Genomic DNA, 12,388 nt, shown 5'->3' on the forward strand with positions numbered 1-12,388 from the left:
GCTTCTACCGTCTGAGGAAGGTCTGCAGCCACCCCGCAACGGCCTCGCGGTCGTTGTCGCCCTTCAGGGTTTCCAGCGCGGGATCGACGCGGTCGGCGCCGATGCGGTCGCGGCGTCCCTCGGCGAGGGCGGCGGCAAAGTCCGGGGTGAATTCCGGATGGCATTGCATGGAGATCGCGTTGTCGTCCCAGGCGAGCCCGGCGAAGGGGGTAAAGTCGCTGGACAGGATCACGCGCGCCGCCGCGGGCTTTTCGACCACCTGATCCTGATGCGAGACGGGGATGGCGATCTGGCCTCGCGGCGGCACCATCCACGGCTGGGCCTGTTCGACCCGGTAGCGGTGCAGGCCCACGCCCCAGCCCTTTTCAGACTTCTCGACCCGCCCACCCAGCGCCTGGGCCATGGCCTGATGGCCGAAGCAGATGCCGACCATGCGGGTCTGGCCCCGGGCCGCCGCGATCCAGGTCAGCAGGCGACCGATCCAGGGCTCGCCGTCATAAACCCCGGCGGGAGAGCCGGTGATGATGACCCCGTCGAAGTCGCCCGGGCGCGGCGGCGCGCTGTGGCGCACATCGATACTGCGGGTGTCGAAGCCGTCGCCCAACAGGCGCGTGAACATCTGCGGGTAGCGCCCGTGCTCGGGCGACAGGTCAGAGGGCGGTGCCCCGGTCTCAAGGATGGCGATGCGGGGCTTTCGGGTCTCGGTCATTGGGTCGATATGGCCCGGCGAGCACGACTTGGTAAGGGGGATGGGCTATGAGGCGCCCATGTCCACCGCCGATTCCGACGCCGTCGTCCTGATCAATGTCTACAAATGCGAGCCTGCGAAGCAGGATGCGCTGATGGAGGCGTTGGCCGTCATGGTCGGGCGTCAGCGCGGGCTGGACGGCTTTGTGTCGGCAACCCTGCATCGGGGCGTGAACGGCAAGGTCTGTGCGGTCCACGGCGTCTGGGCCAGCCGCGAGGACTGGAAGGCCATGACGCGTCATCCAGCCATCGTCGAGGCGATGAGCCCGATCATGAGCATCGCGACCTTCGAGCCCAATCTGTATGAGCCGGGCGAGACGTTTGACTGAGAGCAGGAGCGACGTTCAACACTCTGTCCCAGAGGGTTGTTGCCGCTCATTCCCGCGAACGCGGGAACCCAGAGTTTTTGCTCGCCAACACCGTCCGCTCACGAACTGCCTAACAGAACTGGGTCCCCGCTTTCGCGGGGATGAGCGGGGGTCAGGGTAAGCCCTCAGGCCCACCAGACCTCGGCGCGGGCGCCGGTGTCGCCCAGCGTATCCGCCACCCAGCCGCAGACCTCTTGCGCGACTGCCTCGGCGCCGTCAGGCGGGTTCAGCATGACCAGGGTGCAGCCGTTCATCTTCATCGGATTGGTCAGGGGCCGCAGGCGGGCCTCGGCCACCAGCACGCGCCCTGCCCCGGCTTGCGCCAGCCGCCGCAGGAAGCCGTCGAAGGTCTCCATGTCCTTGAGCGGGGTCCAGATGGCGACCGTCGCGGTCGGGTCGCGCCGGACCACCGCCGCCGCCGCGTCTGCCGCCCGCTGATAGTCGTCGGCCTGTTCGAACGGCGGGTCGATCAGCACCAGCGGCCCGCGCGCGTTTGCGGTCGCTTCGGCCAGCGCCTCATAGCCATCCCCTGCCCGGCCGTTCGCCGCCGGCCAGTCGGCCAGGGCCTGATCCAGCAGATCGACCACCGGCGGGTTCATTTCAAAGCCGACATAGGCGTCGCCCTTGCCCAGCCGTCGGGCGACCAGCAGGGGCGAGCCGGGATAGAAGCGCACACCGCCATCCGGATTGAGGGCCGCGACCTCTCCGGCCAGGGCCTTGATCGCGAGCGGCAGGGCCTCGCTGGCCATCAGCCGGGCCACGCCCGCCTCGGCCTCGCGCGAGCGGACCGCATCGCCGGTCAGGTCATAGAGGCCCGCGCCCGCATGGGTGTCGACCACCGTCAGCGGACCCCGGGCGCGCCTCCGGTCGACCAGCCACAGCAGCAGGGCGTGCTTGACCAGATCGGCAAAGTTTCCGGCGTGAAAGCTGTGGCGATAGTTCATGCCCGCTCGTCCCCCCGTACGACGCCCGGGTCAAGAGGAACCGAGCGGCGCGCGATCGCGTTGCCCGGCCGGGTGCCCACATCTTTCGAAACGCGGCTGCGGCGGATGCTGGCGACCTAGCAACCTTGGCGGGGCGGGGCGTCGGCCAGTTCGCCGGCGGCTTCATTCGTGGCGGTCACACCGCGCAGACACGACGAGCCGTCCTCCGCAAGGAGATAGACCGCCAGCATGGAGGTGCCGTCGGTCAGCGAGCGGACACTGACGATGGTCGCATAAGGCTGGAAGTCGCCCCCGGCCCGGGCCCGCCATTCCACCGGCCACGAAGTGTCGCGATCGGTCGCAAACATCCCGCTGACCGATTGCATCGAGCCGAAGGCCAGCGACATGCGGGTGCCGTCGGCATAGCCGATCCAGATCGGATAGCCGGGCAGGCCCTGGCAACGATGGAGCACCCAGTCCTGACCTTCGAAGGCGCCCTCGTCCATCATCTCGCAGTGGTCGGACAGGGGGGTGTATCGCACCTGGACCGGATCAGGGGCCGTGGTGGTCAGCAGAATGGTCGCGATCAGACCGAGCATATGGCCCCCCGTCAGAAGCGACCGCCAATCAGGCCGCCTTTGACCAGTCCAGCACGACCTTGCCGGATTTTCCAGACTTCATGACCTCGAAGCCCTCGCGATAGTCGGCATAGTTCAGCTGGTGGGTGATGAGCGGCTCAAGGTCCAGACCGGCTTTCAGCAGGCCCAGCATCTTGCGCCAGGTGGTGAACATCTCGCGGCCATAGACGCCCTTGATGGTCAGGGCCTTGAGGATGATGGCGCCCCAGTCGGTCTCCATCGGCTTGGACGGAATGCCCAGCAGGGCCAGACCGCCGCCCATGATCAGGGTGTCGACGCACTGTTTGAAGGCGATGGGCGAGCCGGACATTTCCAGCGCCACGTCAAAGCCGACCTTCATGCCCAGCTCGGGGATAACGTCGTGCAGGTCCTCGTTGAGCGTGTTCACGGTGCGGACGCCCGGCGCGACCTTCTGCGCCAGTTCGAGGCGGAAGTCGTTGATGTCGGTCAGGACGACGGTGCGCGCGCCGGCGTGGCGGGCGACGGCGGCGGCCATGATGCCGATGGGCCCCGCGCCGGTGACCAGCACATCCTCGCCCAGCAGGTCGAACTGCTGCGCCGTGTGCACGGCATTGCCGAACGGATCGAGGATCGAGCCGATGGCATAGGGGACGTCATCCGGCAGCTCGATGACGTTGAAGGCCGGGGCCACGACGAACTCGGCAAAGGCGCCCTGACGGTTGACGCCAATGCCCCGGGTGGCGGGGTCGAGGTGGAAATGGCCCGCGCGGGCCGCCTCGGAGTTGAGGTCGATGACGTGGCCCTCGGCCGAGACGCGCTGGCCGATCTTGAGCGGACGATCCACATCCTTGCCGACGAAGACGATCTCGCCCGAGAACTCGTGGCCGGTGATCATCGGGACGGGCACATTCTTTTGCGACCACTCGTCCCAGTTCCAGATGTGGATGTCGGTGCCGCAGACGGCGGTCTTGTGGACCTTGATCAGCACATCCTCGGGCCCGGCCTGGGGGATGGGGGCGTCGATCAGTTCCAGCCCCTCGGCGGGCTTCATCTTGGCCAGGGCCTTCATGGTGTCGGTCATTTGATCACTCCCAATTCCTTGCCGGCGGTTTTGAACGCCGCAACCACCAGATCGATCTGGTCGAAGGTGTGGGCGGCCGACATCTGGGTCCGGATGCGGGCGGCGCCGCGCGGCACCACCGGGAAGCTGAAGCCGATGACATAGACGCCCAGCTCCAGCATGCGGGCGGCCATGTCCTGGGCAAGGCGCGCATCGCCCAGCATCACCGGAATGATCGGATGTTCGCCCGGCAGCAGGTCGAACCCGGCCTCGGTCATGGCCGCGCGATAGCGGGCGGCGTTGGCGAACAGCTGTTGGCGCAGGGCGTCGCCCTCGTCCCCCGCCGCGATGCGGATGGCCTCGAGCGAGGAGCCGCAGACGGCGGGGCTGAGCGCGTTCGAGAACAGATAGGGCCGGGCCCGCTGCTTCAGCAGGGCTACCACCGGGGAGGTCGCGCAGATGAAGCCACCCATGGCCCCGCCCAGCGCCTTGCCAAAGGTGCCGGTGACGAAGTCGACCTCGACCCCGCAATGGGCATAGGAGCCCCGCCCCTTGTCGCCCATGAAGCCGGTCGCGTGACAGTCATCGACCATGATCAGGGCGTCGTATGTGTCGGCGAGCGCCCGGATCTCGGCCAGTTTGGCGACATAGCCATCCATGGAGAAGGCGCCATCGGTGGCAATGATGATGTCGCGCGCGCCGTCGGCCCGGGCCTGCTTCAGCTGGGCCTCAAGGTCGTCCATGTCAGAGTTGGCAAAGCGGTAGCGTTTGGCCTTGCACAGGCGCACGCCGTCGATGATCGAGGCGTGGTTCAGGCTGTCGGAGACGATCGCGTCCTCGGCCCCGAAGAGAGGCTCGAAGATGCCACCATTGGCGTCGAAGGCCGCGGCGAACAGGATGGTGTCCTCAAAGCCGAGGTAGTCGGCGATGGCGCGCTCCAGCTCCTTGTGGATCTCCAGCGTGCCGCAGATGAAGCGGACCGAGGCCGTGCCCGCGCCCCAGCGTTCCTGCGCCTTGATGCCCGCCTGGACCACGCGCTCGTCCCCGGCCAGACCCAGATAGTTGTTGGCGCAGAAGTTCAGCACCTTCTGGCCCGCCACCTCGATCACCGGCCCCTGTCGCGAGGCGATGACCCTTTCGGGCTTGGTCAGGCCCTGGGCGTCGATGTCGGCCAGTTCGGCGGCGATGCGGTCGTGGAATGTCGTCATGGGCGCTCCGCTAGACGGTTTTGAAGGCCGTATAAAGCCCCGCCCGATGTCACAGCTTCGGCATCAGGTCCCGGCAGACACATCCTGGGTGGCGCGCACAGGCCCGACCTTGATCCGGCCGCCGCATACGGTCATCTCAGTGGCCTGCGTCAGGGGCGCCGTGTCGCCAGGCGCCGTGACCCTGAGGCCTTCGGTGACCGGACAGCGCGTCTCGCCCTCGCTCTCATGGGGAACGACATTCCAGCCGACATCGAAATACGCCTTGGCGCCGGCGGTCAGTTCGACGGGATGCGGTGGCTCAGCCGGATCGCCCTGCATCCAGGGGTCGGCACGCACATCGACGACGGGGCGACCCTCCTGGTCCATCAGGGTCACGCCCGGGTAGCCGGTGAGACTGCAGGTTTCGGTCCCGGCATTGCGGAGCGACAGCACCAGGCCGCGATTGCCCGCGCCGGCGTCCGAGTTCTCGATCTCAAGGGCCAATTGCGGACCGGCGCAGGCCGGAGCCCTGGCCATGGACTGTGGATTGCTGGCGGGGGTGAGAGGCTGGCCCTTGCGGACACAGCGTTCCAGCTCGACGCCCTGGGGCTTGCCTTCGGCGTCCAGACGGCTGAGTCGGCCCTCCTCGCGCCCGTCGCGGGTCGCCGACCACCATTCCAGAGTCTCGCCGGCGTAGCGGGCGCCGCTGCCGGAGGTCACGGGGCGCAGGCGATACGACTTGCCCTCATAGGTCAGGCCCGCGGTGCGGTCCTTGCCATAGACAACCGACAGGCTCTCGCCGCTTTCACAGTCATAGGCGATGGCCACGCCGCTGATCGGGGCCTCATCGGGCGCGGGCGCCTCGACCGGATCGGGCGGATCGCGCTGCTCCTGCGAACAGGCCGCCACCAGCGTCAGGCTGCAGACCGCGCCCCACAGTCGCGCATTCCGGTTCATCCGCATGATCATGACATCGACCCTCTCGTTCCAGCGTCACTATAGCGCATCGGAACGCTTTGCGGTTTCCGCAATCGGACCCGCGATGTTGTTGCGAAACATTATCAGTCGCGTTAGGACGGCAGCACATTTCAGGAGAGTTCGATGACGAAGCCCTTCGCCTCTGTCCGCGCCCTGGCCGGCGCCTTTGCCCTTGGCCTGCTGGTCGCCGCCTGCGGCCAGCCCGAATCCGAGACCAAGACAGCGGACACCGCGCCGCCCGCCGATGCCGGCGTGGTCAATCTGTATACCGCCCGCCACTATGACAGCGATCTGCGGCTCTATGAGCGCTTCACCGAGCTGACCGGCATTCGCGTCAACCGGATCGAGGGCAATCCCGACACCCTGATCGCCCGCATGCAGTCCGAGGGCGAGGCCAGCCCCGCCGATGTGTTCGTGGCCGCCGATGCCGGGGCCCTGTGGCGCGTGCAGGACGCCGGCCTGTTCCAGCCTGCCAACTCGACCATGCTGCAGGAGGCGATCCCGGCCAATCTGCGCGAGCCGGGCGGGCACTGGTACGGCTTCAGCCGCCGGGCGCGCATCGTCGCCTATGACGCGGCCAAGGTGCGCCCCGAGGAGGTCGACACCTATGAGGAGCTGGCCTCGCCCCGCTTCCGCGGCAAGCTGTGCGTCCGCTCATCCGACAGCGTCTACAACCTGTCGCTGGTCGGTGCCCTGATCGAGGTCTGGGGTGAAGCCAAGACCCGCGCGTGGGTCGAGGGCATTGTCGCCAACATGGCCCGTCAGCCCGAGGGCGGCGACCGCGACCAGATCCGGGCCGTGGGCGCGGGCATCTGTGAAGTCGCCATCACCAACAGCTACTACTACATCCGGCTGGCGTCAGGCGAGGACGCGGGCGACCGCGAGATCACCGAACGGGTCAAGCTGGCCTTCCCGTCGCTGGACGGACGCGGGGCCCATGTGAACATCTCGGGCGGTGGGGTCGCGGCCAATGCGCCGAACTTCGACAATGCGGTCAAGCTGCTGGAATTCCTGGCATCGCCTGAGGCCCAGTCGCTGGTCGCCGAATACAACAATGAATACCCGGCCAGCCCCTCGGTGACGGTGCCCGCCCCGGTCAGCGCCTATGCGCCGTTTGAGGCCCATCCGATGTCGGTCGCCCGCTATGGTCCGCGTCAGGCGGCGGCCCAGGCGATGATGAGCCAGGCAGGCTGGCGATAGGCCCGACCCCTGCCTCGACGACGCTGAAGGCCCGCTCCGGCATCCGGGGCGGGCTTTCGCCATTGGTCTGGATGGGACTGGGCGCAGCGCTGGTCGCCATCCTGCCCCTGATCGGGGTGGTGGCGACGGCGCTGGGCGACGGTCAGGCGGACATCGCCCTGTCGGACCTGTCCCGCTATGCCCTGACCTCGGTCGCCCTGTCGGCGCAGGTCGCGGTGCTGACGGCGGTCCTTGGCGTGACGGCAGCCTGGCTGGTGGTCGGGCATGACTTTCCGGGCCGACGCTGGCTCAGCTGGGCGCTGGCCCTGCCGCTGGCGGCGCCGGCCTTCGCCCTGGCCTATGGCTATGCCGACCTTTTCGATGCGGCGGGCGACCTGCGCATATGGATGCGGGGCACGCTGGGCGTCGACATGCCGTTCGAGATGCGCAGCCTCGGCGGGGCCGGCCTGATCCTGTCGCTGGCTTTTTATCCATATGTCTATCTGGCCATGCGGGCGGCGCTGTTGAACCAGTCGTCGCAGGCGATCGAGGCCGCGCGGATGCTGGGGGCCTCGCCGGCCCGGGCCTTCTTTCAGGTGGCGCTGCCGATGGCGCGCCCGGCACTGGCGGCAGGTGTCGCCCTGGCCGTCATGGAGACGCTGGCGGACTATGGCGCGGTGCAGTTTCTGGGCGTCCAGACCCTGACCACCGGCGTGGTCCGGGCCTGGTTCGTGTTCGGCTCGGTCGAGGCGGCGGCGCGGATCGCCCTGCCGCTGCTGGCCTTTGCCGCCGTGCTGATGTGGATCGAGAGGATGGGCCGGTCCGGTGCTGATCACGACAGCGGACGCGGGCGCTGGCGGCCCCTGACCCTGCAGCCGCTGCCCCCGGTCAAGGCTGCGCTGGCGACCGGTTTCTGTCTGATGCTGGTCGGGCTGGGCCTTGTCCTGCCGCTGGGCTGGATGGCGCACACCATGATCGACATCACGCCCGAATGGCCGAGGCTGATCGCCGCCGCGCGGCACAGTGTCGGACTGGCGGTGATCGCCGCACTGGTGACGGTCGCGCTTGCGGCCCTGCTGGCGCTGGGGTCGACGCGGCATCCGCTGGCCGCGCGCATCGCCAGCCTCGGCTATGCGACGCCGGGGGCGGTCATGGCCATCGGCCTGCTGATCCCCGCCGCCGTGCTATGGCGGCTGGTGCCCGGATCGGTCGGCGGCTTCGGAATGGGGATCGCCCTGCTGATCTATGCCTATGCCGCCCGGCTGATGGCCGCCGCCTTCGAGCCCATCGAAGCGGGGCTGACCCGCGTCACGCCGTCGGTCGTGCAGGCTTCCCGCATGCTGGGCCGCTCCGAGACGGGCACCGCATGGGCGATTCAGCTGCCGCTGGCGCGCGGGGCCCTGTTTACGGCGGCACTCGTCGTGTTCGTCGATGTGATGAAGGAACTGCCCGCCACCCTGATGCTGCGCCCGTTCAACGTCGATACGCTGGCCGTGATGGCCGACAACTATGCGCGGGATGAGCGGCTGGCCAATGCCGGCTGGCCGACCCTGTTGCTTGTTCTGCTGGCCCTGCCCGCCGTGCTGTGGTTGACCCGCAAGATCAGCACCTCGCGCCCCGGAGAGCCATGACCGACCGCCCCACCCTGACTGCCACCGGATTGGCCCGCCGCTATGGCCGCGATGCGGGCGTGCACGTCGTTGACCTGACGCTGGTGCCCGGACAGGTGACCGCCCTGCTGGGTCCGTCGGGCAGCGGCAAGAGCACCCTGCTGCGCCTGATCGCCGGACTGGAAGCACCCGACGCCGGCGAGATCCGGCTGGGCGAGACGGTGCTGTCGTGGCCCGGACAGACGGTGCCGCCCGAGCATCGCGGCATCGGCCTGATGTTTCAGGAACATGCCCTGTTCCCGCACAAGACGGTGCTGGGCAATGTCACCTTTGGCCTGAGCCACCTGCCCCGGGCCGAGGCGCGCGATCGGGCGCTGGACCTGCTGCGGTCGCTGCGGCTGGAGGATCGGGCCAAGGCCTGGCCCTCGACCCTGTCGGGCGGCGAGCAGCAGCGGGTGGCGCTGGCCCGCGCGCTGGCGCGGGAGCCCGCCGTCCTGCTGATGGACGAGCCGTTTTCGGGGCTGGACGCGTCGCTCCGGGCCGAGGTGCGCGATGCCCTGACCCCCGCGCTGCGGGCGGCGGGCGCGGCCGTGCTGATCGTCACCCACGATGCCGAGGATGCTCTGGCCATGGCGGATCATCTGGTGCTGCTGGATCAGGGCGAGGTGTTGCAGGCGGGGACGCCCGAGGCCTGCTATCTGCGCCCCGTATCGCTGGCCGCCGCGCGGATGCTGGGGCCGGTCGAGGCCTTGCCCGCGCGGGTGGACGGCGATGCTGTGGCGACGCCGTTGGGGCGGTTCGCAAAACCAGAGGGCGAGGCCACCGGGTGGCAGTTGCTGGTGCGGCCCGGCGATGTACGGCTGGCAGATCAGGGCGTGGCGGCAACCGTCGTGGCCCGGCGCTTTGCGGGCAACGTCACCGACGTCACGGTCGTGATGATCGGGCCGGACGGGGAACATCGCCTGACGGTCAGCCACGCCGGGCCGGTTCCTGCGATCGGGCAGCCGGCGTTTCTGGCGCTCGCGCCCGACCGGGCCCTGGTGGTGCCCGCCTGAGGCCGACGCCGGCTCGACGCAGTCCGCAAACGAAAAACGCCGCCCGGCGGAACCGGGCGGCGTGTAATCTTGGGTGCGGGAGCAGGATTTGAACCTGCGACCTTCAGGTTATGAGCCTGACGAGCTACCGGGCTGCTCCATCCCGCGTCAAAGATGGAAAGGAGAATGTGAAGGAAGAAAAGGTTCGAGACATGTCCCCGAGGCACAAGTGGCTTCAGGCGACATCGTTTTAATCCCTATCTGACTGGTAGACCCGGCAGCGACCTACTCTCCCGCGCCTTAAGACGAAGTACCATCGGCTCTGGAGGGCTTAACGACCGAGTTCGGAATGGGATCGGGTGGGGAACCTCCGACATAGCCACCGGGTCAACCAGGCAGATAGGGGATTAAATGAGAAGACATCGTCGCGATTATTATCGGCAAGTAAAACCGAATGAGTTTTGCTGAGAAACGATCAAGCCGATCGGATTATTAGTACCAGTAAGCTTCATGGGTCGCCCCACTTCCACACCTGGCCTATCAACGTGGTAGTCTTCCACGATCCTCAGCGAAGCCTTGTTTTGAGGTTAGTTTCCCGCTTAGATGCTTTCAGCGGTTATCTATTCCATACATAGCTACCCTGCTGCGCGGCTGGCGCCACGACAGGTCCACCAGAGGTATGTCCATCCCGGTCCTCTCGTACTAGGGACAGATCCTCTCAAGCTTCGAACACCCACGGCAGATAGGGACCAAACTGTCTCACGACGTTCTGAACCCAGCTCACGTACCACTTTAAATGGCGAACAGCCATACCCTTGGGACCTGCTCCAGCCCCAGGATGTGATGAGCCGACATCGAGGTGCCAAACTTTGCCGTCGATATGGACTCTTGGGCAAAATCAGCCTGTTATCCCTAGAGTACCTTTTATCCGTTGAGCGATGGCCCTTCCACGCGGGACCACCGGATCACTATGGCCGACTTTCGTCTCTGCTCGACTTGTCAGTCTCGCAGTCAGGCGGGCTTATGCCATTGCACTCGACGACCGATTTCCGACCGGTCTGAGCCCACCATCGCGCGCCTCCGTTACACTTTAGGAGGCGACCGCCCCAGTCAAACTACCCACCACGCCATGTCCCGGACCCGGATAACGGATCTCGGTTAGACGTCAACGACAGTAAGGGTGGTATTTCAAGGATGGCTCCACCAGAGCTGGCGCCCCGGTTTCATAGCCTCCCACCTATCCTACACATACGGTCGCTAACGCCAAGGCGAAGCTATAGTAAAGGTTCATAGGGTCTTTCCGTCTGACCGCGGGAACCCCGCATCTTCACGGGGAATTCAATTTCACTGAGCCTGTGCTGGAGACAGTGGGGAAGTCGTTACGCCATTCGTGCAGGTCGGAACTTACCCGACAAGGAATTTCGCTACCTTAGGACCGTTATAGTTACGGCCGCCGTTTACCTGGGCTTCAGTTCGGAGCTTTCACTCCTCCCTTTAACCTTCAGGCACCGGGCAGGCGTCAGACCCTATACGTCGCATTGCTGCTTCGCAGAGCCCTGTGTTTTTGCTAAACAGTCGCTACCCCCTGGCTTGTGCCACTCATTCTTGGTTGCCCAAGGTGAGTCACGCTTATTCCGAAGTTACGCGTGCAATTTGCCGAGTTCCTTCAGCACAGTTCTCTCAAGCGCCTTGGTATGCTCTACCTGACCACCTGTGTCGGTTTCGGGTACGGTCTCTGCTGGAGTTATTTCCAGGGACAGCTTCGCTGCCAGGACAATCCAATAAGCCCTGACAACTTACGCCATCCGTCACTTCCAGCTGGTGCAGGAATATTTACCTGCTTCCCATCGACTACGCTTTTCAGCCTCGCCTTAGGGGCCGACTAACCCTGCGCAGATTAGCTTTACGCAGGAACCCTTGGTCTTTCGGCGACAGTGTTTCTCACACTGTTTATCGTTACTCATGTCAGCATTCTCACTTCCGATACCTCCAGCCAACCTCACGGTTGACCTTCACCGGCTTACGGAACGCTCCGCTACCGCATGCACCCTAGAGTGCACACCCATACCTTCGGCGAACGGCTTTAGCCCCGTTACATTTTCCGCGCAGGATCGCTTGATCAGTGAGCTGTTACGCTTTCTTTAAAGGATGGCTGCTTCTAAGCCAACCTCCTGATTGTCAAAGCAATCCCACATCGTTTCCCACTTAGCCGTTACTTGGGGGCCTTAGATGATGGTTAGGGTTGTTTCCCTTTTCACGACGGACGTTAGCACCCGCCGTGTGTCTGCCCGATAGCTCTCTTGGGTATTCGGAGTTTGGTTAGAATTGGTACCGCTCGCGCAGCCCGCATCCATCCAGTGCTCTACCCCCCAAGGAGTTCGTCGGACGCTCTACCTAAATAGATTTCGCGGAGAACCAGCTATGTCCAGGTTTGATTGGCCTTTCACCCCTATCCACAAGTCATCCCAGAATTTTTCAACATTCACGGGTTCGGACCTCCAGTAAGTGTTACCTTACCTTCATCCTGCTCATGGATAGATCACCTGGTTTCGGGTCGTCATACGTCGAACTTATCGCCCTATTCAGACTCGCTTTCGCTACGCCTACACCTAACGGCTTAAGCTTGCTCGACACATGAAGTCGCTGACCCATTATACAAAAGGTACGCCGTCACCCCGCATGGGGGCTCCGACTGCTTGTAGG

At 65.6% G+C, this 12,388-nt stretch carries 10 protein-coding genes, 1 tRNA gene and 2 rRNA genes (1 of these 13 cut by a window edge); 4 read left to right on the forward strand and 9 right to left on the reverse strand.

Annotated elements, in window-relative coordinates; all coding sequences use genetic code 11:
• Nucleotides 1-4: 4 nt before the first annotated feature.
• The gene (locus EG854_RS06810; RefSeq protein ID WP_123287163.1) at nucleotides 5-709 is read right to left on the reverse strand and encodes a type 1 glutamine amidotransferase; all 705 of its coding nucleotides are present in this window, start codon (nucleotides 707-709) and stop codon (nucleotides 5-7) included.
• 58 nt (nucleotides 710-767) lie between these two features.
• Between EG854_RS06810 and EG854_RS06815 the strand changes: the two genes are divergently transcribed.
• A complete protein-coding gene (locus tag EG854_RS06815; RefSeq protein ID WP_241153159.1) occupies nucleotides 768-1,076 on the forward strand; it encodes an antibiotic biosynthesis monooxygenase family protein in 309 nt (102 codons plus the stop codon).
• Nucleotides 1,077-1,240: 164 nt separating this feature from the next.
• On the opposite strand, the gene rlmJ is transcribed toward EG854_RS06815, so the two are convergent.
• From rlmJ to EG854_RS06840, 5 genes are all read right to left on the reverse strand, one after another.
• Nucleotides 1,241-2,059 carry a 23S rRNA (adenine(2030)-N(6))-methyltransferase RlmJ gene (rlmJ, locus tag EG854_RS06820; protein WP_123287166.1) on the reverse strand — a complete coding sequence of 273 codons (819 nt, stop codon included), beginning with the start codon at nucleotides 2,057-2,059 and terminating at the stop codon, nucleotides 1,241-1,243.
• A gap of 116 nt (nucleotides 2,060-2,175) precedes the next feature.
• Complete coding sequence (locus EG854_RS06825; RefSeq protein ID WP_123287168.1) at nucleotides 2,176-2,637, reverse strand: hypothetical protein; 462 nt, start codon at nucleotides 2,635-2,637, stop codon at nucleotides 2,176-2,178.
• A gap of 28 nt (nucleotides 2,638-2,665) precedes the next feature.
• On the reverse strand, nucleotides 2,666-3,718 hold the full coding sequence (gene tdh / locus EG854_RS06830; RefSeq protein ID WP_123287170.1) for an L-threonine 3-dehydrogenase: 1,053 nt from the start codon (nucleotides 3,716-3,718) through the stop codon (nucleotides 2,666-2,668).
• Entirely contained in the window at nucleotides 3,715-4,905 is a 1,191-nt protein-coding gene (locus EG854_RS06835) for a glycine C-acetyltransferase (protein ID WP_123287172.1), read from the reverse strand. Before EG854_RS06835 ends, tdh begins: the two co-directional genes overlap by 4 nt.
• A gap of 63 nt (nucleotides 4,906-4,968) precedes the next feature.
• Complete coding sequence (locus tag EG854_RS06840) at nucleotides 4,969-5,853, reverse strand: DUF4232 domain-containing protein (RefSeq protein ID WP_123287174.1); 885 nt, start codon at nucleotides 5,851-5,853, stop codon at nucleotides 4,969-4,971.
• Between the two features lie 132 nt (nucleotides 5,854-5,985).
• On the opposite strand from EG854_RS06840, the gene EG854_RS06845 reads away from it, so the two are divergent.
• From EG854_RS06845 to EG854_RS06855, 3 genes are all read left to right on the forward strand, one after another.
• Nucleotides 5,986-7,062, forward strand: coding sequence for an extracellular solute-binding protein (locus EG854_RS06845; protein ID WP_123287177.1), 1,077 nt, complete (start codon nucleotides 5,986-5,988; stop codon nucleotides 7,060-7,062).
• A 71-nt stretch (nucleotides 7,063-7,133) separates the two neighbouring features.
• A complete protein-coding gene (locus EG854_RS06850) occupies nucleotides 7,134-8,672 on the forward strand; it encodes an ABC transporter permease (protein WP_164461916.1) in 1,539 nt (512 codons plus the stop codon).
• The gene (locus tag EG854_RS06855) at nucleotides 8,669-9,706 is read left to right on the forward strand and encodes an ABC transporter ATP-binding protein (RefSeq protein ID WP_123287181.1); all 1,038 of its coding nucleotides are present in this window, start codon (nucleotides 8,669-8,671) and stop codon (nucleotides 9,704-9,706) included. Before EG854_RS06850 ends, EG854_RS06855 begins: the two co-directional genes overlap by 4 nt.
• Before the next feature lie 70 nt (nucleotides 9,707-9,776).
• Here EG854_RS06855 and EG854_RS06860 read toward each other — a convergent pair.
• The 3 genes from EG854_RS06860 to EG854_RS06870 form a co-directional block, all read right to left on the reverse strand.
• A tRNA-Met gene (locus EG854_RS06860) sits at nucleotides 9,777-9,853 on the reverse strand.
• A gap of 104 nt (nucleotides 9,854-9,957) precedes the next feature.
• Nucleotides 9,958-10,072, reverse strand: a 5S ribosomal RNA gene (gene rrf / locus EG854_RS06865).
• Nucleotides 10,073-10,156: 84 nt separating this feature from the next.
• A 23S ribosomal RNA gene (locus EG854_RS06870) occupies nucleotides 10,157-12,388 on the reverse strand (it continues 555 nt past the right edge of the window).

Source organism: Brevundimonas halotolerans (genome assembly GCF_003730275.1).
In the GTDB taxonomy this organism is placed as follows: domain Bacteria; phylum Pseudomonadota; class Alphaproteobacteria; order Caulobacterales; family Caulobacteraceae; genus Brevundimonas; species Brevundimonas halotolerans.

Coding starts and splice junctions, on each gene's coding strand:
- EG854_RS06810 (WP_123287163.1), bottom strand. CDS start 709: ATGACCGAGACCCGAAAGCCCCGCATCGCCATCCTTGAGACCGGGGCA.
- EG854_RS06815 (WP_241153159.1), top strand. CDS start 768: ATGTCCACCGCCGATTCCGACGCCGTCGTCCTGATCAATGTCTACAAA.
- rlmJ (WP_123287166.1), bottom strand. CDS start 2,059: ATGAACTATCGCCACAGCTTTCACGCCGGAAACTTTGCCGATCTGGTC.
- EG854_RS06825 (WP_123287168.1), bottom strand. CDS start 2,637: ATGCTCGGTCTGATCGCGACCATTCTGCTGACCACCACGGCCCCTGAT.
- tdh (WP_123287170.1), bottom strand. CDS start 3,718: ATGACCGACACCATGAAGGCCCTGGCCAAGATGAAGCCCGCCGAGGGG.
- EG854_RS06835 (WP_123287172.1), bottom strand. CDS start 4,905: ATGACGACATTCCACGACCGCATCGCCGCCGAACTGGCCGACATCGAC.
- EG854_RS06840 (WP_123287174.1), bottom strand. CDS start 5,853: ATGATCATGCGGATGAACCGGAATGCGCGACTGTGGGGCGCGGTCTGC.
- EG854_RS06845 (WP_123287177.1), top strand. CDS start 5,986: ATGACGAAGCCCTTCGCCTCTGTCCGCGCCCTGGCCGGCGCCTTTGCC.
- EG854_RS06850 (WP_164461916.1), top strand. CDS start 7,134: ATGGGACTGGGCGCAGCGCTGGTCGCCATCCTGCCCCTGATCGGGGTG.
- EG854_RS06855 (WP_123287181.1), top strand. CDS start 8,669: ATGACCGACCGCCCCACCCTGACTGCCACCGGATTGGCCCGCCGCTAT.